Origin of the sequence: Kitasatospora sp. NPDC101447, assembly GCF_044767225.1 — a bacterium.
Classification (GTDB): Bacteria; Actinomycetota; Actinomycetes; order Streptomycetales; family Streptomycetaceae; genus Kitasatospora.
The window spans coordinates 109,945-133,263 of record NZ_JBIWNL010000002.1; the positions used below are offsets into that span (position 1 = coordinate 109,945).

10 protein-coding genes are annotated in these 23,319 nt (G+C 74.1%); 8 read left to right on the plus strand and 2 right to left on the minus strand.

Annotated elements, in window-relative coordinates; all coding sequences use genetic code 11:
- Positions 1-143: 143 nt before the first annotated feature.
- Positions 144-1,382 carry a cytochrome P450 gene (locus ACIRST_RS03080; RefSeq protein WP_402799533.1) on the minus strand — a complete coding sequence of 413 codons (1,239 nt, stop codon included), beginning with the start codon at positions 1,380-1,382 and terminating at the stop codon, positions 144-146.
- Between the two features lie 190 nt (positions 1,383-1,572).
- Between ACIRST_RS03080 and ACIRST_RS03085 the strand changes: the two genes are divergently transcribed.
- Together ACIRST_RS03085 and ACIRST_RS03090 are read left to right on the plus strand one after the other, a co-directional pair.
- Positions 1,573-2,211 (plus strand): hypothetical protein, encoded by a 639-nt coding sequence (locus ACIRST_RS03085; RefSeq protein ID WP_402799534.1) that lies wholly within the window; start codon positions 1,573-1,575, stop codon positions 2,209-2,211.
- A gap of 68 nt (positions 2,212-2,279) precedes the next feature.
- Positions 2,280-3,125 carry a hypothetical protein gene (locus tag ACIRST_RS03090; protein ID WP_402799535.1) on the plus strand — a complete coding sequence of 282 codons (846 nt, stop codon included), beginning with the start codon at positions 2,280-2,282 and terminating at the stop codon, positions 3,123-3,125.
- A gap of 122 nt (positions 3,126-3,247) precedes the next feature.
- Here ACIRST_RS03090 and ACIRST_RS03095 read toward each other — a convergent pair whose 3' ends face one another.
- On the minus strand, positions 3,248-6,457 hold the full coding sequence (locus ACIRST_RS03095) for a M28 family peptidase (RefSeq protein ID WP_402799537.1): 3,210 nt from the start codon (positions 6,455-6,457) through the stop codon (positions 3,248-3,250).
- Between the two features lie 374 nt (positions 6,458-6,831).
- On the opposite strand from ACIRST_RS03095, the gene ACIRST_RS03100 reads away from it, so the two are divergent.
- The 6 genes from ACIRST_RS03100 (at position 6,832) to ACIRST_RS03125 (ending at position 23,224) form a co-directional block, all read left to right on the plus strand.
- A complete protein-coding gene (locus ACIRST_RS03100; protein WP_402799539.1) occupies positions 6,832-8,268 on the plus strand; it encodes a helix-turn-helix domain-containing protein in 1,437 nt (478 codons plus the stop codon).
- A 299-nt stretch (positions 8,269-8,567) separates the two neighbouring features.
- The gene (locus ACIRST_RS03105; protein WP_402799541.1) at positions 8,568-9,425 is read left to right on the plus strand and encodes a sterol desaturase family protein; all 858 of its coding nucleotides are present in this window, start codon (positions 8,568-8,570) and stop codon (positions 9,423-9,425) included.
- Positions 9,426-9,497: 72 nt separating this feature from the next.
- Positions 9,498-18,740, plus strand: a complete 9,243-nt coding sequence (locus ACIRST_RS03110) for an amino acid adenylation domain-containing protein (protein WP_402799543.1) — start codon at positions 9,498-9,500, stop codon at positions 18,738-18,740.
- Positions 18,727-20,481 carry a phytoene desaturase family protein gene (locus tag ACIRST_RS03115; RefSeq protein ID WP_402799545.1) on the plus strand — a complete coding sequence of 585 codons (1,755 nt, stop codon included), beginning with the start codon at positions 18,727-18,729 and terminating at the stop codon, positions 20,479-20,481. The genes ACIRST_RS03110 and ACIRST_RS03115 overlap by 14 nt, the downstream gene beginning before the upstream one ends.
- Before the next feature lie 26 nt (positions 20,482-20,507).
- Positions 20,508-22,172 (plus strand): phytoene desaturase family protein, encoded by a 1,665-nt coding sequence (locus tag ACIRST_RS03120; protein WP_402800119.1) that lies wholly within the window; start codon positions 20,508-20,510, stop codon positions 22,170-22,172.
- Positions 22,169-23,224, plus strand: coding sequence for an NADP-dependent oxidoreductase (locus ACIRST_RS03125; RefSeq protein ID WP_350521991.1), 1,056 nt, complete (start codon positions 22,169-22,171; stop codon positions 23,222-23,224). Before ACIRST_RS03120 ends, ACIRST_RS03125 begins: the two co-directional genes overlap by 4 nt.
- Positions 23,225-23,319: the final 95 nt, after the last annotated feature.

A 23,319-nucleotide genomic window follows, 5' to 3' on the forward strand; every position in this document is an offset into this window, starting at 1 on the left:
GTGTTCCTCTCGGGAGCGGCCGGCGCGGCGGGAGCGCCGCGGTCGGTGTGATCGGCGGTGCCGTCACCTCCCCGACGGATCCCGCGGCGCCGTTGTGACAGCGCCGCCGCGCACGCGTGCTTCCGAGTACCGCGCGGGAGGGCTCAGCGCAGGACCGCGGGCGTCGGCCCGTCCGGCCGCACGGTGATGCTGTAGACGGCGCCCGACGGCTTGGCGCGGAACTCCACCGCGCCCATCGGCAGCAGGAGTTCGAGGAGGGCCGTGGTCTCCCGGAGGGCGAACTGGGTGCCCAGGCAGGCGCGGGCGCCGAGGCCGAAGGGGAAGTAGGCGCCGAGCTGGCCGGGGCGTTCCGCGCCCGGGGCGAAGCGGGCCGGGTCGAACCGCTCGGGGTCGGGCCACAGGGCCGGGTCGCGGTGGGTGAGGTACGGGCAGACCAGCACGTCCGTGCCGGCGGCGATGCGGTGGCCGGCGACGACGTCGTCCTCGACGGCGTGCCGGGGGAGCAGCCAGGCGGAGGGGTAGAGCCGCAGTGTCTCGCTCACCAGTGCCTGCGGGTCGGCCGTCCGGGCCCCGGGGTGGTCGTCGAGGAGCAGGAAGAGCCAGGTCAGCGTGGTGGCGGTGGTCTCGTGCCCGGCGACGAGCAGGGTGACGAGCTCGTCGCGGATCAGGGTGTCGGTGTACTCCGGGAAGCGGTCGCCCGCGTCCAGCAGCACCCGGAGCACGCCCGGTTCCTCCAGCGGGCCGGCCGAGCGCGCCGCGTCGATCGCCGCGTGCGCGACGGCGTCGACCCGGGCCAGGTCCTCGGCGACCGCGTCCCGGGCGTCCGCCGCGTTGGTCGGAAGCTTCGGCATGGCGGCCACCACCCGTTCCACCGAACGGAGTTCGTGGTCCGTCCGGTCGTCCAGCGGCAGCCCGGTGAGCGCCCGCCAGACGGTGTCCAGGGCGAAGCGGCGCATCTCCTCGCCGACGTCGAAGGTCTCCCCGCTGCGCCGGTAGCCCGCCCAGCGCTCGGCGGTGCGGTGGGCCGCGGCGGCGATCCGCCGCTCGTACGTGCGCATTCCGGTGCCGGTGAACTGGGACTGCAGCAGCCGTCGTTGGCGCTTCCAGGCGTCCCCGGTGGCGGACAGCACGCCGTCCCCGACGAGCATCCGGGCGCGGTGCGAGCGCTTGACGTAGCGGTCCGGGTGGCGGCCCAGGACGTGCTGCACCGCCGCCGGGTCGGTGACCAGGACGGTCGGCGTCGGGCCGAGCCGCACCGCGGCGAGGCCGCCGACGCCGCGCTGCGCCCGGGCCAACAGTTCGACGAGTTCGGCCTCCTCGGCCCGCCACTGCTCGACGGCCTCCGGGGCCAGCTCCGGTACCGGGCGGGTGTCCGTGCTCACGGGTGGTGTCCTTCCGCTGTGCTGACGGTGCGTCCGCTGCGACTCTATGCCAGGCCGGGGTGCGGCCGGGCTGCGCCGACCGGGTGGCGGTCCGGGCCGGGGCCGGCACGGCGGCCCGGCCAGCCGTATGCGAACGGGTACCGTGCGGCGGGGCCGACCGGCCCCGCTCGCTGCGCGGATGGGAGAACGCATGCCCGGGACCCGGCACCTCGGAAGCGGCCGGACCGGCCGGACCGCCCGGTGGCTGGCCGCCGCCCTGCTCGTACCGGCCCTGGCGGCCTGCGGAGGCGGCGGCGGAGACTCCGCCTCGGGTCAGCGGAGCGACAGCGGCCAGAGCGGCGCCGGGCAGAGCGGGAACGGGCAGACCGACGACGGGCGGACCGACGACCAGCGGACCCAGGACACCGGGAACCAGGGCGGGTTCAGGACCGCCGGCGAGCCGTCGGCGAACGTCCAGGGCTCCGACAACACCGCCCTCATCACGCTGCACTTCACGTCGAGTACCAGCTTCGACGCCACCGTCAGCAAGGTCGCCGACTGCGGCAGTTCGGCGTACGCGGTCAACCCCGGCTCGCAGCAGGTCAAGGTGACCGACGGCGTGGGCGAGCAGGTGGAGTTCACCCTCCCGAACGGGAAGCCGGGCACGAAGGAGCGCACGATCTGCCTCACCGTCACGGTCGGCGGCTCCAGCAAGCGGATCACGGCCGCGGGAAGCGTGCAGAACACCTCCCCCGACCAGGGCACCACCACCTCCCCGGGCGGCAAGACCCCCGACGGCGGGGTGAGCCCGTACGGCGGCACCTCGTCGGGCGCCGGGAGCAACTCCTGAGCGCTGCCGAGGAGGAGCCCCCGCCTGGGCCCCCGGGCGCGCCCCGGGACGAGCCGCGGCAGCCGCCCGTGCGGCCCTGGACCGACTGGATCGCCAAGCTCGCGACCTGGGTCGCCCCGACCACCCTCCTCACCGCGCTCCTCTTCTTCTTCGGCTACGCGTACACCAGCTCGCTCTACAGCTACTTCGGCATCGACGCCGGCACGATCGGCTTCGCCACCCAGGACCTGCTGCTGCGCAGCTCGCCCGCGCTGTACGTCCCGGCCGGGGTGGCGCTGTGCGGGGCGCTGGTCGGCGCGCTGGGCTACCACCTCGCGACCAGGGCGGTCGGGGGTGGTACGGGCGGCGCCCGGACCGTCCGGTGGATCTGCCTGGCCGTCACCGCGCTGACGCTGCCGCTGCTGGTGCTCGGCTTCCTGGCCGGGTTCGAGGTGGTCGACGCCGGCCCGATGGGCACCCCGCTGCTGCTCGGGGGCGCGCTGCTGCTCGCGGTGCTGGCCCGGCTGATGTACGTGCGGAGCACCGGCGCGGCCTACCCGCTGACCGGGGAGCGCGCGGCGCTGGGCATCAGCGTGGCGCTCGTCGTGCTCTGCTCGTACTGGGCGGTCGGCGGCTACGCCCAGCAGAAGGGGACGGCCGACGCCGAGCAGCTCGCCCACCACCTCTACCGGCGTCCGGCGGTCGTCCTGGACACCTCGGAGCGGCTCCACCTGGGGTGGGCGGGGGTGCGGGAGACGGTGCTGCCCGATGTCGAGCAGGGCGCGCGGTTCCGGTACCGCTACGAGGGCCTTCGGCTGCTGGCCCACTCCGGCGGCCGGATGTTCCTCGTCCCGCGCGACTGGACCTGGGAGACGGGCAACGGGCTGATCCTCCCCTTCGACTCCACCGTCCGGGTCGCCTTCCACCCCGGGTGACCGCCCGCCCCGGCACACGCCCGCCCGGATGACCGCCCGCCCCGGCGCACGGCTGCGCCGCGGTCCGTCCCCCTCGACGGCCCGCGGCGCAGCTGCTTGCGGATGGTGTCAGGGCGCCCCGGTCACACCGGCTGCCACAGGGCCGGGACGATCGGCGGCTCCCAGCCGACCTGGGCGGTGTGGCCCTGGACGCAGCGGTAGCTCACTCCGCTGTAGGTCACCACGTCGCCCGCCCGGTAGGTGGTGCCGGGCGTCCAGGTGCCGCCGGGGTTCGGGTTCCCGTTGCCCACGACCAGGGAGAAGCCGGTGCTGTGGGTGGCGGAGCCGGTCCCGGTGAGGGTGATGGCGTAGGTGCCGGCCGGGGTGGCGGCGGAGGTCGCGACGGTGACGGTGGCGGAGCCGCCGGACTGCACCGAGGACGGGCTGAAGGTGACCGTGACGCCGGCCGGGGCGCCCGAGGCGGTCAGGTTGACCGTCTGGGCCGTGCCGGAGGTGGTCGCCGTGCTGACCGTCGCCGTGGCGGTGTCCCCGGGGTTGACGGTGGCGGTGGCCGGGTTCACCGAGACGGAGAAGTCGTTGGCGGGCGTGCTGCCGCCGACGGAGGTCTTCCAGATGGTGTAGGCCACGCCGTCGGCGCTGCGATTGAGCACGGTGGCGTCGACGTTGCCGGTGGTGTCGCAGGACTGGTGGTAGCAGGAGTCGTAGGAACGGCCCGCCGTGCCGCCCCACTTGGCGGCCTGCGCCGAGGTCTTGGTGTCGCTGGCGCCGGCCGCGTAGCCCGAGGTCGGGATGCCGGCCTGCTGGAAGGAGTAGTCGTCCGAGCGGCCCTGGCCCTCGACGTTCTCCTCCGGCTGCAGGTTGAGCGAGTCCCAGTAGGCCTTCATCGGGGCGGAGGCCGCGGAGGAGATGTTGTTGACGAAGTAGCCGGCGTTGGGTGAGCCGACCATGTCGAAGTTGTAGTACGCCTTGATCGCGGAGCGCTGCGTGGAACCCAGCTGGCCGACGTAGAACTGCGAGCCCTGCAGGCCCTGTTCCTCGCCGGTCCACCAGGCGAACCGGACGTGCCGGGTCAGTGTCGGGTTCTGCTGGGCCAGCACGAGCGCGTTCTCCAGCAGGGTGGCCGAGCCGGAGCCGTTGTCGTTGATGCCGGGGCCGGCGCCGACGCTGTCCAGGTGGGCGCCGAACATGGTGACCTGGTCGGCCGGGCCGCCCGGCCAGTCGGCGATCAGGTTGTTGGACTGGTAGGTGCAGGAGGTGCAGGTCTGCTCGCTGACGGTGTAGCCGGCGGCCTGCAGCTTGCCCTTGAGGTACGCCACCGACTGGCTGTGCCCGGCGGTGCCCGCCCGGCGGTTGCCGCCGTTCTGGTTGGCGATGCCGTTCAGCTGTGCCAGGTGGGCCTGGACCTTGGCGACGTCGATGTCGGGCGCGGGCCCGCCGGGGTTGCCCCCGCCGCCGACGGTCAGGGTGTACTGGGCGGTGTGGGTGGCCGCTCCGGCGGTGCCGGTCACGGTGATCACGTACGTCCCGGCCGGGGCGCCCGCGGAGGCCGCCAGGGTCAGCGTCGCGGACGCACCGGTCTGCACGGACGACGGGCTGACCGTCGCGGTGACCCCGGCCGGGGCGCCGGAGACGCTCAGGTCGACGGACTGCGCGGTGCCCGAGGTGAGGGTGGTGCCGACCGTCGCCGTGGTCGAGGAGCCGGGCTGGACGGAGCCGGACGCCGGGCCGAGCGACAGCGAGAAGTCGTTGTTCCCGGACGGCGTGCAGGTCGGGTCACCGCTCTGCGCGGGCACGCTGATCGCGTCCCAGGCGGCCTTGGCCCGGGTGAAGAAGGTGCAGGACGGGTCCAGGTTCTTCGCCGCGGTCAGGGTGGCGGTGCGGTAGCGCTTGTACGTCATGCCGCTGGTCTTGAGCAGCATGCCGCCGTAGAAGACCCGCCCGGCGTCCTTGATGCCGATGCCGGTGACCGAGGAGTTGTTGCAGGTCGGGCTGGTGGGCTTGCCGCCGCCCGGGTTGGAGCCCTCGGCCAGCAGGTAGAACCAGTGGTTCAGCGGGCCGGCCGCCGCGTGCTCCTCGGTGTTCGGGATGGAGGAGGAGTAGCAGTTGGGGTTGTTGCTCACCAGCGAGGGGTTGTACATGTTGCGGATCGGCCCGCTGCCGACCAGGTTGATCATCTCGCCGACGGTGTAGTCCGGGTTGTCGTACGGCGCGGGCTCGTTGGCGTAGGCCTCGGTGAGCGCGCCCATGATGTCGCCGGTGGACTCGCCGAGCCCGGCCTCGTTGTTGGCGCCGCCCGGGGTGTACTGGTCGATGCCGTGGCCGAACTCGTGGCCGACCACGTCGATCGAGGCGATCCACTCGTTGGCCTGGCTGTGGCCGATGGATATCGTGCTGCCGTCCCAGTAGGCGTTGACGTCGTTGAGGCCGACCTTCACCGGCCAGCTGCCGCCGTTTCCGTTGTGCCCGTTGCGACCCAGCCAGTCGCGGAGCATGTCCCATTCCTTCTGGGCCGCGAACATGGCGTCGCCGCAGCCGGTCTCCTTGCTGGTCGGGCTGCCGGTGCCCCAGGAGTCGGTGGACTTGGAGAAGACCTGGCCGGTGCTGTAGTCGGAACAGCTCAGGCCCGGCCGGTTCGGGTCGCGCAGCGAGTACGAGCCGCCGGATCCGGTGGTGCTGATGGTGACCGGTGCCGGGCCGTTCCACTTGCTGTTGACGGTGCCGGCGTGGACGTCGTCGTAGCGGTCGACGACCTCGCCGGTCGCCGCGTCGACGAAGACGTGCAGCCGGCTCGGGGCGTTGCCGTTGCGGCCGCTCAGCACGGTCTCCCAGGCGAGCCGGCCGGCGTTGCCGTCCTTGACCCGGACGACCAGCCGGTTCGACTCCACCGCGTCCACCGCGGGCAGTTCGGCGCGGGCGGTCCGCTCGGCCCGTTCGGCGTCGATCTGCGGGGTGACGGAGCCGCCGATCGGGCCGGGGGCCGCGGACTGCAGGCCGCGGACCTTGCCCTGCCCGTCGGCGAGCACCACCGCGTCGCCGCCGACCACCGGCAGGCCGCGGTAACTGCGTTCGTAGGAGACGGAGTAGAGGCCGCCGACCCAGGGGGTGACGGCCCGGCGCTCGTAGGTCTCGCCGGGGCCCTTGGCGAGTGCGTCCAATCCGGCCGCGGCCGCGGCGTCGGCCGCGTTGACGGCGGCGGCCAGGGCGTTCGGCGGTGCCGGGGAGGGGGTGGGCGCGGCGGTGGCCGGCCCCGCGGTGGCGGCGATCAGGCCGGCCAGGACGGTCAGGGTGGTCGCCGTGGTGAGCAACCGACCGGTGGAAACTCTGCGTTGCATCGAGGCTCCTCGCATGTGGGGGTCCTCGACCGCGGACGGCAACGGCTGGTGGCGCACCGCAGGCCGGGGCAGGGGGAGGGCCGTGCGGGCCGTCCGCGCTCGGGTGCCCGAACCCTCACATGGCGTCATGCTCGGGTCAATGGCTGGTGCGGGCGATGCAAGGGGTTGGCAAATTCCGTCAAGTCCGCGGCTCTGCTTTGCGTCAAGCTGGGCTTTCCTCCCAGTGGTTGAGACCACGTCATGTACGGGGCGGGCGGCCATCGAGTACCGTCCTGGTCGTCGGAGTCGTCGGAACCACTGGAATCGTCGGCGGGCCCCGCGATCGGCCGGGGCCGAGGACGCACCCCGGGGAGGCAGCCGTGGAGCGGAACCGCGTGGCCCCAGCGACGGGCGTTCCGGCACCGCCGACCGGCCAGGGCCGGGGCGCCTGGCGGGAGTTCGGTGCCCGGCTGCGGCACTGGCGGCGCCGGGCCGGCCTCACCCAGGCACAGCTCGGCGCCGGGATCGGCTACGACCACACCGCCGTCAGCAAGATCGAGCACGGCGCCCGCCGGGTCACCCCCAGGGTCGCCGACCGGATCGACCGACTCCTGGGCGCGGGAGGCGAGGTGAGCGCCGCCTGTCTGCGCGCCGAGACCGCCGAGCTGTGCGGCGTCGACGTCTTCTCGCCCGCGCTGCTGCGGCCCCCGCTGCCGGGCGTCGCCCCCGCCGGTCCGCCGCCCGCCGCCCCCGCCCCGGCGCGGCTGCCCGACTACGGCCTGCTCTGCCCGCTGCACGGCGCCGAGGGCTGCGACGTCCCCGCGGCCGCCGAACTCGCCGGTCTGCACGCCGAGTTCTGCGCAACCTGGACGCCCACCGGGACGCCCACCGGGACAGCCGCCGGCCCGGCCGCCGGCCCGCCGCTGGACGCCGCGACCGCGCACGCCCTGACCGGACTGCTCGCCGCCCGCCTGCGCTCCGGCGAGACCGGCGACCGGCCGGGCCTGGCCGCCGCCGTCGAGCGCACCCTGCACGCCGTGCTCGCCAGGCTCGCCGCCGCACCCGCCGCGCAGCGCCGTCCGCTCGCCCGGCTGGCCGCCGAGCACGCCCACGCGGCCGGCGCGCTGCGCATGCAGGACGGCCGCAACGCCACCGCGATGGCCTGCTACGACCGCGCGCTCACCTGGGCCGGGCTCGCCGGGGACCAGGCCACCCAGGTCGGCACGCTCAGCGACCTGAGCATCCTGGCCCGGCTGGACGGTGACCCGGAGGCCGCGCTCGGCTACGCCCGGGAGATCGACCGGGTCGCCCCCGGCCTGCCCTGGGCCGGTGCGATGGGCCGGATCAGCCGGGCCCGCGCGCACGCGCTGACCGGCGACGTCCGGGAGACCGTGCGGCAGATCGGCCTGGCCCGGTCCCACCTGGACCACGTCGGGGTCGAGGACGAGGCCGACGTGCCCTGGCTCTCCATCGCCTCGATGCGGATGCGGGTCGAGTCCGCGGCGGCCGCCGCGCTGCGCGACCTCGCGGCGGCGGGGGACGACCCCCGGCTGGCCCGCCGGGCGCTGAGCGCCACCGAGACCGCCCTGGGCCTGCTCGGCCCGACCCAACTCCCGGCCAGTCGCCTGCTGTTCGTCGTCCGGGCGGCCGACTGCCTGGTCTGCGCGCACGATCCACGGGCGGCCGTCGAACTCCTCGCTCCGGCCCTGGAGGCCACGCCCGCAGCCGCCCTTCCGGCGCTGGTGGAGCACGAGCTGCGCGGCCTGCGCGACCGCCTGGCGGCGTGCGAACCGCGCGCCGCGCACCGGCTGGCGGAGCTGGTCCGGGCCTGAGCGGCGGCCTCCGGCGCGGTGTTCGGCGCGGTGTCCGTCACGGGGCGCCGCGGGGTGCGGGCGAGGACGGGGCGCTCGACGGCGCTCACCCGGCGGTGTGACGGCTCCGCGCCCCGGCAACTCCCGTAACTGCGCCAAAATGCGCCCTCTTCACGCCGTTCGAGCGTCAACTTCGTGCGCGTATCGTCCGCCGATCGGGTCATTCATGGCGTTAACACGTCGAATGACTGCCCCGACCATCGGCTCCCGCTAGAGTCGTGGACGAATCCAGTCGTTAGTCCGCGAAGAACGGGGGGCGCGTGCTGTACACCACCGCACGCCGGCTCGCCCATCCGCTCCTGCTCCTGGGCGTTCTCTGCACCGCCGTCGCCACCCTGCACTTCCACTGGGCGCCGGACCGGGTCTCCCCGCTCGTCCTGGTGGCCGTCATCGGATACCTGGCGGTGCTGGAGCGGGTGATCCCGTACCGGACCGACTGGCACCCGACACGCCGTGAACTCGGCTGGTACAGCGTCTACTTCGTGCTGAGCATGGTCGGCGGTGCGCTGGCCCAGGGCGTGGTGACCGCGCTGGTCGAGCTGCTCGGCCCGGCGCACCCGGCGCTCCCCTTCGCGGTGGAGATCCCACTCGCGCTGCTGGTCGGCTCGCTCGGTGACTACCTCGTGCACCGCTGGTCGCACCACAACCGGTGGCTCTGGCGGCTGCACGGCGTGCACCACGTCCCGGAGAAGGTGAACGTCGCGAACAACGGCGTGAATCATTTCCTGGACGTCTTCTTCGCACAGTCCGTCGTCCAACTCTCATTGGCTCTGATCGGATTCTCCGCGGATTCAGTGTTCGTGGTCGGAATATTCGTTCTGGCGCAGGGGTATTTCGTCCACGCGAACATCGACGTCCACCTCGGCCCGCTCGGCCACGTCCTGGCCGGACCGGAACTCCACCGCCTGCACCACAGCACCGACCTCGCCGAAGCCGGCCACTACTCCTCCGACCTCTCGCTGTGGGACCACGTGTTCGGGAGCTTCACCTGGCGGCCCGGCCGCGTGCCCACCACCGTCGGCCTCACCGATCCCGCGGCGTTCCCCACGACCGGCGAGCTCGGCGCCAGCCTGCTCCACCCCTGGCGCCGGGCGAAGACCACCGAGCAGTCCGTCTGAGCCCGGCCGCGCAGCCGCCCCTCGCCCGTGCCCCGGCGCCACGCCAGCATCCATCACCCTCCGGATTGGACCATGACCTCCTCGCCCTCCGCCGCGCCCCGCGAACCGATCGCGATCACCGGTATCGGCTGCCGCCTACCGGGACACGCCAACGACCACCGGACCTACTGGCGCAACCTGATCGAGGGCCGGGACTGTCTCACCGACACGCCCGCCGACCGGTACGACACCGGCACCCTGGGCAGCCGGGACCGGGCCAAGCCGGGGCGGCTGATCGGCGGCCGGGGCGGCTACATCGACGGCTTCGACACCTTCGACCCGGACTTCTTCGGCATCAGCCCGCGCGAGGCCGAACACATGGACCCGCAGCAGCGCAAGCTCCTGGAGGTCAGCTGGGAGGCCCTGGAGGACGGCGGCCTGCACCCCGGCGAGCTGGCCGGCCGCGAAGTGGGCGTCTACATGGGCGCCTTCACCCTCGACTGGAAGATCCTGCAGTTCGCCGACCTCGACTTCGCCACCATCGCCGCGCACACCGCCACCGGCACCATGATGACGATGGTCTCCAACCGGATCTCGCACTGCTTCGACTTCCGCGGCCCCAGCGTCTCGATCGACACCGCGTGCAGCTCCTCCCTGGTCGCGGTCCACCTGGCCTGCCAGAGCCTGCTCCGCGGCGAGACCGAACTCGCGCTGGCCGGCGGCGCGTTGCTGCACATGGCGCCGCAGTACACGATCGCCGAGACCAAGGGCGGCTTCCTCTCCGCGGACGGCCGGTCGCGCGCCTTCGACGCCTCCGCCGACGGCTACGTACGGGCCGAGGGCGTCGGCGTCGTCGTGCTCAAGCGGCTCTCCGACGCCCGGCGCGACGGGGACCCGGTGCACGCGGTGATCCTCGGCAGCGGCGTCAACCAGGACGGCCGCACCAACGGCATCACCGTCCCCAACGCGGACGCGCAGGTCACCCTGATCGAGCGGGTCTGCGCCGAGGCCGGCGTGCTGCCCGGCAGCCTGCAGTACGTCGAGGCGCACGGCACCTCCACCCCGGTCGGGGACCCGATCGAGGCCGCCGCGCTCGGCCGGGTGCTCGGCGTCGGCCGCCGCACCGGGGACCGCTGCTACGTCGGCTCGGTCAAGACCAACATCGGGCACACCGAGGCCGCCGCCGGCGTCGCCGGGCTGATCAAGACCGCGCTGGCCCTCAAGCACCGCCGCATCCCGCCGCACCTCAACCTGGAGCGGCCCAACCCCGGCATCGACCTGGCCGCGCTGCCCTTCGAGATCCCGACCGAAGCGGTCGACTGGCCCGAGCACCGCGGCCCGGCCCGCGCGGGCGTCAACTCCTTCGGCTTCGGTGGCACCAACGCGCACGTCCTGCTGGAGGAGCCGCCCCGCCCCGGGCCCGCCGCACCGGTCGCTGAGCCGGCGTGCACCGTCCTTCCGCTGAGCACCAAGGACGCCGCCGGACTGCCCGAACTCGCCGCCGCCGTACGGCAGGAGCTCGCCGCCGGGGCCTCCCTCGCCGACCTCGGCCACACCCTGGCGCACCGCCGCCAGCACCTGCCCGAGCGGCTGGCCGTCGCGTACGGCTCCCGGCGGGACCTGGACGAGGCGCTGGCCGCCTGCGAGCGCGGCGAGGAGCACCCGCGAGTGGCCCGGGGCCGCGCCCGGGAGCGCGGACAGCGGCGCCTGGCCTGGGTGTTCACCGGCATGGGCCCGCAGTGGTGGGGGATGGGCCGGGGCCTGTACGAGAGCGAACCGGTCTACCGCGAGGCCGTGCTGGCCGTCGACCAGGAGATCCGCGAGCAGGCCGGGTGGTCGCTGCTGGCGGAGCTGGACCGGGACGAGGCGGACTCCCGGATGGCCGAGACCTGGCTGGCCCAGCCCGCCAACTTCGCCGTCCAGGTCGGGCTCTCGGCGCTCTGGCGCAGCCACGGTCTGCGCCCCGACGCGGTGGTGGGCCACAGCACCGGCGAGGTCGCCGCCTTCCACGAGGCCGGGGTGTACGACCTGGCCGACGCCGTCCGGGTGGTGCTGGCCCGCAGCCGGCTCCAGCAGCGGCTGGCCGGCACCGGCAGCATGCTCGCGGTCGGCCTGCCGGAGGCGGAGGCGGAGCGCCGGATCCGGCCGTACCGCACCCGGATCTCGCTCGGGGCGGTCAACAGCCCGTCCGCGGTGACCCTGGCGGGGGACACCGAAGCCCTCGGTGAGCTGGCCGAGGAGCTGAAGCGGCAGGGCGTGTTCGCCCGGCTCCTGGACGTCGAAGTCCCGTACCACAGCGTGCGGATGGACCCGATCCGGGACGAGCTGATCGCCGCGCTCGCCGCCCTCAAGCCGCAGGAGGCGCGGCTGCCGCTCTACCTGACCGCGCGGGAGGGGCTCGCCCGCGGGCCGGAGCTGGACGGCGGGTACTGGTGGGAGAACGTCCGCAACCCGGTCCGGTTCCGGGCCGCCGTCGAGCGCCTGGCCGAGGACGGGCACGCCCTGTTCCTGGAGCTGGGCCCGCACCCGGTGCTCGGGCACGCGATCCGTGAGTGCGCCGAGCAGGCGCACACCCTGCCGTCGATCCGCCGCCGCCAGGACGAGCCCGAGCGCTTCGCCCGCAGCCTGGCCGAACTGCACACCCTCGGCGTCGAGTTGAGCTGGCAGGCGCTGCACCCGGCAGGGCGGCCGGTGCCGCTGCCGGGCTACCCGTGGCGGCGCGACCGGTACTGGGTCGAGCCCGCGCCGGTCGCGCAGGTCCGGCTCGGCCGGGTCGACCACCCGCTGCTCGGCCGCCGCACCGCGAGCGCCCAGCCCGGCTGGACCACCGCGCTCGACCCCGAACGGCTGCCGTACCTGACCGACCACCGGATCGAGGGCCAGGTGGTCTTCCCGGCCGCCGGGTACCTGGAGATGGCCGCCCAGGCCGTCCGCGCCCTGACCGGCGGCACCGAGGTGGTGCTGGCCGAGGTCGAGCTCAACCGGGCGCTCTTCCTCTCCGAGACCGAGCCCGTCACCGTCCAGCTCGGCTACGCGCCCGAGGACGCCCGCTTCAGCATCGCCGCCACCCCGGCCGGCGGCGAGCCCACCGTGCACGCCTGCGGCCGCGTCCGCACCGGCCAGCGGCGCTCGTACGGGCCCGCGCTGGACGTCTCGACGCCGGACGCCCACGGCCGGCACCTCGACGGACCGGAGTGCTACCGGCGGCTGGCCGAGCGCGGCTACGACTACGGGCCCGCCTTCCGGGCCGTCGAGCAGGTCTGGGCGGGCCCCGGCGAGGCACTGGCCCGGATCCGGCCGACCGCCGGACTCGGCCCCGACGCGGCCGACCACCACCTGCACCCGGTGTTGCTGGACGCCTGCTTCCAGACCCTGCTCACCACCACGCTGCACACGCCCGAGGGCGGCAGCGTCCGCCTGCCGGTCGCCATCGAGGAGGTCCGGCTCGACGAGATCGGCGACCGGCCCCTGTGGGCGCACGCCACCGTCACCCGGGACAGCGGCGACGAACTCGTCGGCGACATCGCCCTGTACGCCGAGCACGGCACCCCGCTCGGCCGGATCACCGGCTTCCGGGTCGCCGACGTGGCCCAGGCGCCGGCCTCGGTCGGCCTGGCCACCATCGACGGCTGGCTCACCGAGGTCGCCTGGGTGGAGGCACCCGCCCCGGCCGCCGAGGAGGCCACCGGCGACCTGCTGCTCTTCGCCGACGGCGGCGGCCTCGCCGAGCGGCTGGCCGCACTCGCCGCCGAACGCGGCGCCCGCTGCCACCTGGTGCGGCCCGGCCCCGAGTTCCGGTACGCCGAGGGGCACTCGACCGTACGCCCCGACTCCGCCGAGGACGTCCGGCGACTGCTCGCCGCCCTGGAGCCCGGCTACGACACCGTCGTCCACCTCTGGAACCTCGACCTGCCCGCGCTCGACGCCGCCACGGCCGACCGGCTCGACGGCCTCGCCACCCTCGGCGCCTACTCCCTGATCGCCCTCGCCCAGGCCGTGCCCGAGGCCCGCCCGGACGGCCGGCTGCACATCGTCACCCGGGGCACCCAGCCCGCCGCCCCCGGCGACCGGGTCGAGCCACTGGGCGCCCCCGCCTGGGGCATCGGACGGGTGCTGTGGCAGCAGGAACTCGTCGCCCAGCGCGGCAGCCTGATCGACCTCGACCCGGCCGTCGCCGCGACCGACCAGGCCGGGGCGCTGCTCGCCGAACTCGCCGCCCGGGACGAGCAGGAGATCGCGCTGCGGGCCGGCGGCCGCCTGACCAGCCGACTGCGGCAGGCCGAGGGCCTCACCCGGCCGCTCCCGCCGGTCCTGCGCCCCGACGGCAGCTACCTGGTCACCGGTGCCTTCGGCGCCCTCGGCCGGCTGCTGTGCCGCACCCTGGTCAAGCGCGGCGCCCGGCGGCTGATCCTGGTCGGCCGCACCGCCCTGCCGGAGCGCTCCCGCTGGGCGCACACCGACCCGGACACCCCGGCCGGGGAGCGGATCGCCTTCCTGCGCGAACTCCAGGCGCTCGGCGCCGAACCCCTGCTCGCCCCGGTGGACGTCACCGACGAGGGAGCCCTCGCCGCCTGGCTCGCCGACTACCGGGAGCGCCAACGCCCGCCGATCCGCGGCGTGTTCCACCTCGCCGGGCAGGTCAAGGACACCCTGCTCGCGCAGATGGACCGGCCGTCCTTCGACGCCGGCTACGCCCCCAAGGTCGCCGGCGGCCACCTGCTGCACCGGCTGCTGCGCGACGAACCGCTCGACCACTTCGTGCTGTTCGCCTCCGTCGCCTCCCTGCTCACCACCGCCGGGCAGACCAACTACGCGGCCGGCAACGCCTTCCTGGACGCCCTCGCGCACCACCGCCGGGCCGACGGCCTGCCCGCGCTCAGCCTGGACTGGGGCCCCTGGGCCACCGGCATGATCGAGGAGCTGGGCCTGGTCGCCCACTACCGCGACGCCCGCGGCATGAGCTCGCTGCCGCCGGACGCCGGGACGGCCGTCCTGGAGCGCGTCCTCGGGCAGGACCGCGCCCAGCTGCTGGTCGCCACCGTGGTCGACTGGCCGACCTTCCTCGCCTGGTACCCCGCGCCGCCGCCGCTGGTCGCCGACCTCGCGGCGAGCGCCGCCGAGCAGGCCCCGGCCGAGACCGGCGGCTTCCTGGACGCCTACCGGGCGGCCGACCCGCAGACCCGGCGCGAGCTGGTCACCGAGCGGTTCACTGCCGCCGCCGCGGCCGTGCTGCGGATCGGCGCCGAGCGGATCGACACCGACACCCGGCTCGGCGCGCACGGCCTGGACTCGCTGCTCGCCATGGAGCTGCGCGCCCGGGTGCACGGCGAGCTGGGCGTCGCCCTGCCCGTGGTGGCCCTGCTCAGCAACGGCACCGTCGGAGACCTGGCCGACCTGCTCACCGCGGGCCTCGCCGAGCGGCTCGACACCGACGGCGACGCCGCCCAGGCCGAGGTCGACCTGCACACCGACGAGTCCCGCTACCCGCTCACCCACAACCAGCAGGCGCTCTGGTTCCTGCGCCAGCTGCACCCGGACGGCTTCGCGTACAACATCGGCGGCGCCGTCGAGGTGCGGGCGGTGCTCGACCCGGAGCTGGTCTTCGCCGCCTTCCGCCACCTCGTCGCCCGCCACCCCGGACTGCGCGCCGCGTTCACGGCGGAGGAGGGCCGGCCGGTCCAGCGCATCCGCGCGCAGGCCGAGGCCGACACCGGGCTGTTCGACGTCGAGGGCCGCCCGTGGGAGGAGATCCACGAGCTGATCGTCCGCGAGTACCGGCGACCCTACGACCTCGCCGACGACCCGCTGGTGCGGCTGCGGCTGTTCCGGCGCGGACCGGACCGCTGGGTGCTGATGAAGGCCGTCCACCACATCGTCTCGGACGCGATCTCCACCTTCACCTTCATCGAGGAGCTGTTCGAGGTCTACGAGGCGCTGCGCCAGGGCCGCACCCCCGACCTGCCCCCGGTCGCCGCCCGCTACCTGGACTTCCTCAACCACCAGAACCGTTTCCTGGCCGGGCCCGCCGCACAGCGGATGCTCGACTACTGGCGCGGCCACCTGCCCGCCGAGATGCCGGTGCTGGCGCTGCCGACCGACAAGCCCCGGCCGGCCGTGCAGACCCACAACGGCGCCTCCGAGTTCTTCCGGCTGGACGCCGAACTCACCGCCCGCGTCCACGAGCTGGCCCGCGCGCACAACGCCACCCCGTTCATGGTGCTGCTCAGCGCCTACTACCTGCTGCTGCACCGCTGGTCCGGGCAGCCGGACATCGTGGTCGGCAGCCCGGTCACCGGCCGCACCCAGGAGGAGTTCGCCTCCGTCTACGGCTACTTCGTCAACCCGCTGCCGCTGCACGTGAGCCTGGCCGGGGAGCCGACCGTGGCCGAGCTGCTGGCCCGGGTGCGGGAGAGCGTGCTCGGCGGGCTCGACAACCAGGAGTACCCCTTCCCGCTGCTGGTCGAGCAGCTGGGGCTGCAGCACGACCCGAGCCGCTCCGCGGTGTTCCAGGCGATGTTCATCCTGCTCACCCACAAGGTCGCCGTGGAGCGCTTCGGCTACCGCCTGGAGTACATCGAACTCCCGGAGGAGGAAGGGCAGTTCGACCTGACGCTGTCCGCCTACGAGGACCGCTCGGACGGCTGCTTCCACTGCGTCTTCAAGTACAACTCCGACCTCTTCGAGCCCGCCACCGTCCGGCGGCTCGCGGCGCACTACCGCAACCTGCTGGACGCCATGACCCGTGCCGCCGAGGGCGAGCCGGTCGGGCGGCTGCGGATGCTGGACGCGGCCGAGCGCCGCGAGATCCTCACCGGCTTCAGCGGCGCCGAACGCCGGATCGACCACGACACCCCGCTGCCCGAACTGATCGCCAAGGCCGCGGCCGAGCGCCCCGAGGCCGTCGCCGTGGTCGCGCCCGGCCGCGACGAGGTCCGGCGCCTCACCTACGGCGAACTGGACCGGCGCTCCCGGCGCGCGGCCCTGCGGCTGCGCGAACTGGGCGTCGGCGAGGGCTCGGTGGTGGCCGTCTGCCTGGACAAGTCACCCGAGCTGATCACCACCCTGCTGGCGATCTGGCGGGCCGGCGCCGCGTACCTCCCGCTCGACCCCGGGCACCCGGCGGACCGGCTGGCGTACCAGGTGGCCGACGCCCGGGCCGAGCTGGTCGTGGTCGACCAGCGCTGCCCGCTGCCCGCCGAACTGCCCGCCCGGCCGGTCACCCTGGAGGAACTGGAGCGGCCCGCCGCGGCCGCCGGGCCGCTGCCCGCCGCCGACCCCGACCGGGCTGCCTACGTCATCCACACCTCGGGCTCCACCGGCCGCCCCAAGGGCGTCCGGGTCGACCACCGCAACCTGGCCGCCGTCACCGCCGGCTGGCGCGCCGAGTACCGGCTGGACACCGAGGCCCGGGTGCACCTGCAGATGGCCGGGACGGCCTTCGACGTCTTCTCCGGCGACCTCGCCCGGGCACTCGGCACCGGCGGCACCCTCGTCCTGGTCGACCGCGAGCTGCTCTTCGACACCGCCCGGCTGCACCGGGTCATGCGCGAAGAAGCCGTGGACTGCGGGGAGTTCGTGCCCGCCGTGGCCCGCGCGCTGCTGACCCACTGCGAACGCGACGGGCTGCGACTGGACTTCCTGAAGCTGGTCGTCGTCGGCTCCGACTCCTGGAAGGCCGCGGAGCACCGCCGGCTGCGCGCCCTGTGCGGCGAGCGGACCCGGCTGGTCAACTCCTACGGGCTGACCGAGGCCACCGTCGACAGCACCTACTACGAGGGCGCGGCCGAGGAGCTGGAGCCCGGCCGGATGGTGCCGATCGGCCGCCCCTTCCCGAACAGCGCGCTGTACATCCTCGACCCGTACGGCGAGCCGGTCCCGGCAGGCGTGCCCGGCGAGCTGTGGATCGGCGGCGCGGGCGTCGCCGCCGGCTACCCCAACGACCCGGAGCAGACCGCCGAGCGCTTCACCACCCTGGAGCCGGACGGCCGGCCCGTACGCCTCTACCGCACCGGCGACCTCGGCCACTGGGACACCGCCGGCACCGCGCACCTGCTCGGCCGGATCGACAACCAGGTCAAGGTCCGCGGCCACCGGATCGAACCGGGCGAGATCGAGGCCCACCTCACCGCCCGCCCCGAACTCGCCCAGGCCTGCGTGGCGGTGCGCCAGGACTCCTCCGGCGAGACCGTGCTGGCCGCCTACGTCGTCCCCGCCGAGGGCACCGTGCTGGACCGCCGCGAACTGCGCCGCCACCTGGCCGAGCACCTGCCCACCGTGATGATCCCCTCCTACCTCACCGAGCTGCCCGCCCTGCCGCTCACCCCCAACGGCAAGGTCGACCTCGCCGCCCTGCCGGAGCCGAAGGCCGACACCGGCGGCGCCCAGCACGAACCGCCCGTCACCCTCTACGAGACCCGGGTCGCCGAGCACTGGCGCACCCTGCTCGGCCTGGAGGAGGTCGGCCTGCAGCACGACTTCTTCGAACTCGGCGGCAGCTCGATCCGGCTCATCGAGCTGATCCACCACCTCCAGACCGAGTTCAACATCGGCATCCCGGTCGGCCTGCTGTTCAAGGTCACCACCCTGCACGGCATGGCCCGCACGATCGAGCAGATCATCACCGGCGAGGTGGCCGGCGGCCAGCCCCACCTCTGGTTCAACGCCGGGGCCACCGGCGGCCGGACGGTCTTCTGCTTCCCGCCCGCCGGCGGCCACGGCCTGGTCTACCGGCAGCTCGCCGCCCACCTGCCCGAGCACCGGATCGCCGCCTTCAACTACCTGACCGGCGACGACAAGACCGCCCGCTACGCCGACCTGGTCGAGGAACTGGACCCGTCCGGCCCGCACGTCCTGCTCGGCTACTCGCTCGGCGGCAACCTCGCCTTCGAAGTGGCCAAGGAGCTGGAACGCCGGGGCCGGACGGTCGGTTCGGTGCTGCTGGTGGACGCCTACCGGGTCCTGGACGCCTTCGACCTCGGCGAGGAGCACGTGGCCGTCTTCGAACGCGAACTCCACGAGCACCTGCACCGCCACACCGGCTCGCGGATCGTCGCCCGCGAGACCCTCGAACAGGCCCGGGACTACCTGGAGTTCTGCAGCCGCACCCCCAACACCGGCACCGTGCGCGCCCAGCTCGACGTGGTCTGCGAGCGCGAGCGGCTGGGCGTGCACGTCGGCGGGGAGGACGGCTCCTGGCACGGAGCCTCCAGCACCGGCACCGCCGTGTACGCCGGCCACGGCAGTCACGCCGAGATGCTCGACGGCGAGTACGCCGCCCGGAACGCCGAACTGGCGGGTGCCATCCTGGCCGGAGGCACCGCCGATGGCCGCGGCTGACCGCGGACCGGACTGGTCCACGAGGGAGCGGGCCCCCGGCGGCCCGCCCCGGGTCATCGTGATCGGGGCCGGCCTGGCCGGCCTCGCCACCGGCTGCTACGCGCAGATGAGCGGCCTGGAGACCCGGATCTTCGAGAAGCACGTCCTGCCCGGCGGCTGCTGCACCGCCTGGTCCCGGCAGGGCTACCTGTTCGACTACTGCATCGACTGGCTGATCGGCACCGCCGAGGGCACCGGCGCGCACCAGGTCTGGAGCGAACTCGGCGCCCTCGACGGCAAGTCGGTGACCCGCTTCGACACCTTCAACCGGGTCGTCGACGAACACGGCCGCGCCGTCACCTTCTACGGCGACCCGGACCGGCTGGAACGCCACCTGCTGGCCCTCGCCCCCGGCGACGCCGGGCCGATCCGGGCCTTCTGCCGGGACCTGCGCCGCTTCGCCGCGATCGACCTGCCCTGGGAGCTCACCCCGCCGCCGCTGCGCACCACGGCGGAGCGGCTGCGCACCCTGCGCACCGTCCTGCCCGCCTTCCGGCTGTTCTGGCGCACCGCCACCACCCCGATGAGCGGCTTCGCGGAACGCTTCCAGGACCCGCTGCTGCGCCGGGCCTTCCCCAACATGTTCCTGCAGGAGCCCGCGGGCTTCCCGCTGCTGCCGTACCTGTACACGCTGGCCGCCGCGCACAACGGCAACGCGGGCTTCCCGCAGGGCGGTTCGCTGGGGCTGGCGCGCTCGGTGGAGGAGCGGTACACCGGGCTCGGCGGGGTGATCGGCTACCGCTGCCGGGTGGAGCGGATCCTGGTCGAGGAAGGGCGCGCCGTCGGCGTCGAACTCCGCGACGGGTCACGGCACTTCGCCGACCACGTGGTCGCCGCCTGCGACGGCCCGACGGTCCTGGACCGGCTGCTGGAGGGCCGCTACTCCAGCCCCGCGACCGACCTGCTGTACGGCGAACTGCTCGACAAGCCGGGCAACCTGTACCCGGCCGTGGTCTCGGCCTTCGTCGGCGTCGACGGCCCGCTGCCCGAGGGCGAGCCGCACAGCACCACCTACCTGCTGGCGCCCGAGGAGGGCGCCCGGCTGCCCGGCTCGCTGCAGCACAGCCTGGTGGTGCAGCTGCGCTCGTCCTACGCGGACGGCTTCGCACCGCCCGGCAAGTCGGTGCTGCACTGCACCTACTTCAGCGACTACCGCTCCTGGAAGGACCTGCGGGTCCGGGACCGCAAGGCGTACCGGGCGCGCAAGCAGGAGGTCGCCGCGTTCGTCCGGGGCTTCCTGGAGCGGACCCACCCCGGCCTCGCCGGACGGATCGAACTGGTCGACGTGGCCTCGCCGGTGACCACCGAGCGCTTCACCGGCAACACCTACGGCAGCATCCTCGCCTGGCAGGCCTTCTCCGAGGCCGAGGACGCCGCCAACCGGCTGGTCAACCGGGACCGGATGCGGCTGCCGGGCCTCAGCGGGTTCTCCATGGCCGGGCAGTGGACGGCGCTCGGCGGGCTGATCCGGGCCGCCACCAGCGGCCGGTTCGCCGCGCAGTACCTCTGCCGGGAACTCGGCCGGCCGTTCCGGGCCTGGCCCAGCGACAACCGGGAGCCCTGGCACCCGGGCAAGTGGGGCAGTCTGCCGCAACTCGACCGGGCCACCGTGGGAGCGCCGGACGCGGGGGTGCCCGAGGCGGTCGGGCCCGAGGCGGTCGGGCCGGAAGCGGAGGCGGCGGAAGTGGGAGTTGCGGAGTGAGCGGGACGACGGCCGACAGGCGGACCATGGTCATCATCGGCGGCGGGCTCGGCGGCCTGTCCACCGGCTGCTACGCGCAGATGAACGGCTACCGCACCCGGATCCTGGAGATGCACGAGATCCCCGGCGGCTGCTGCACCGGCTGGGAGCGCGGTGAGTTCACCTTCGACTGCTGCGTCAGCTGGCTGCTGGGCAGCGGGCCGGGCAACGAGATGCACCGGATCTGGCTGGAGCTCGGCGCCCTGCAGGGCAAGCGGATGCGCAACTTCGACGTGTTCAACGTGGTGCGCGCCCGGGACGGCCGGGCGGTCTACTTCTACTCCGACCCGGACCGGCTGGAGGCCCACCTGCTGGAGCTGGCGCCCGAGGACGCCCGGCAGATCCGGCAGTTCTGCGCCGGGTTGCGCAAGTTCCGCCTGGCGCTGGCCCGTTACCCCTTCCTCAAGCCCGTCGGACTGATGGGTCGGCGCGAGCGGTGGCGGATGCTCGCCTCCTTCCTGCCGTACTTCAATGTGATCCGGCGCTCGATCACGGTGCTGATGAGCGACTACTCGGCGCGGTTCCGGAGCCCGCTGCTGCGCGAGGCGTTCAACTTCATCCTGTACGAGAAGCACCCCAACTTCCCGGTACTGCCGACGTACTTCCAACTCGCCTCGCACGCGGGGCAGTCGGCCGGGGTGCCGGAGGGCGGCTCGCTCGGCCTGGCGCACTCGGTCGAGCAGCGCTACCGGCGGCTCGGCGGCGAGATCACGTACAACGCCAAGGTGACCGAGATCCTGGTCGAGCGGGACCGGGCGGTCGGGGTGCGGCTGAGCGACGGCCGGGAGGTGCGGGCGGACATCGTGGTGGCGGCCTGCGACGGCCGGACGACCGTGCTGGACCTGCTCAAGGGCCGCTACCTGAACGACACCTACCGCCGGCTGTACACCCGGACCATCTCCGAGCCCGGCATGGTCTTCCCCGGCTACCTGACCGTCTTCCTCGGCCTGCGCCGCCCCTTCCCGGCCGGCGACCCGTGCACCACCTACCTGCTGGAGGACGACGTCGCCGCCCGCCTCACCGGGATCCGGCACCCCAGCATCAACGTCCAGTTCCGCAGCCGCCACTACCCGGAGCTGTCCCCGGCCGGGACCACCGTGGTCTATGCCAGCTACTTCTGCGACATCGCCCCCTGGCGCGCGCTGAGCACCGGCCCGGAGCAGACGCCCCGGCTGCGGCGCGGCGAGGAACTGCACACCCTGCCGGTCGGCCGGGGCCGGGAGTACCAGCGGGAGAAGCGCCGGGTGCGGGACGCGGTGATCGACTTCCTGGACGGCCGCCACCCGGGCCTGCGGGACGCGGTGGCCGTGCGGGACGTCTCCACCCCGCTCACCCAGGTCCGCTACACCGGCAACTACGACGGCACGGTGCTGGGCTGGCAGCCCTTCGTGGAGAGCGGCGAGACCCTGGAGGAGGAGATCAAGCGCAACGGGCCCGGGCTGCCGGGCCTGGAGAACTTCTACCTCTCCGGCGTGTGGGCGACCACCGGCGGCCTGATCCGGGCGGCGGCGGCCGGGCGGCACGTCGTCCAGTTCATCTGCCGGGACGACGGCCGGCCGTTCACCGCCGAGGTGGACGACAGCGCGCCGCCGCCCACCCTGCTCATCGACCCGGTCGGACCCGTCGAGCGCCAGTTTGGAGTGACCTCGTGAGGATCGAGAAGTGGACCGTCCGGGAGCACGTGGAGGGCGTGCCGGACATCGAGCGGATGTACCGCAAGGTCGTCGAGGACGTGGACGTCCGGCTCGCCGAGGACGAGATGCTGCTGCGCACCCGGTACGTCTCGGTCGACCCGTACCTCCAGGGCATCGCGCTGGACACCCCGATCGGCGACCACATGGGCGCAGACTCGATCATGGAGGTGCTGGAGGCCGGGCCGGCCGCGCGGTTCGCGGTCGGCGACCTGGTGCAGGGGTTCGGCGGCTGGCGCAGCCACGTGATCGGCAACGGGGCGCCGAGGCTCTGGCAGACCGGCACCTTCCCGATGGTCTTCCCGGCCTTCCGCCGGCTGGACCCCGGGGACTACGACGAGGTGTTGCCGCTGTCCACCGCGCTGGGCGTCCTGGGCGGGCCGGGCATGACGGCCTGGGGGACGGTGGAGAAGTTCCTGGACGTGCGCCCCGGATCGACCGTGCTGGTCAGCGGGGCCTCCGGGGCCGTCGGTTCGCTGGTCGGGCAGCTGGCCAGGCACCGGGGCGCGCGGGTGATCGGCACCACGGCGACGCCGGAGAAGGCCGAGCGGCTGTGGGAGCTGGGCTTCGACGGGGTGGTGCTGTACCGCGACGGTGACGCGCCCGAACGGCTGGCGAAGGAGCTCGCCGAGCTGGCCCCGGACGGTGTCGACCGCTACTTCGACAGCCTCGGCGGAGTGTTGACCGACGTGGTCTTCGGGATGCTCGCGGTGGAGAGCCGGGTGGCGGTCTGCTGGCAGTGGGGGAGCCAGGTCGGCGGTGACTGGGCGGGGCCCCGGCTGCTGCCGATGATCATGTACCCGCGCACGACGATCCGCGGCATCTTCTCCCTGGAGTGGTTCACCGAGGAGAACTGGGCGGCGCTGCGGCGGGACTTCGGCGCGCTGGTCCGCGGCGGGGAGTTGAGCTACCAGCAGACCGTGCACCGGGGCTTCGAGAGCATCCCCGCCGCGTACCGCAGCCTCTACGTGGACCGCTCGGCGAGCCGGGGGAAGGTGCTGGTGGAGCTCTGAGCGGCGGCCCCGGCGCTCCGGGCAGTGTTCCGGCGCAGTGTTCGCTGCAGTGTTCCGACGCAGGGTCTCGCAGCGGTGTTTCGGTGTAGTGGTTG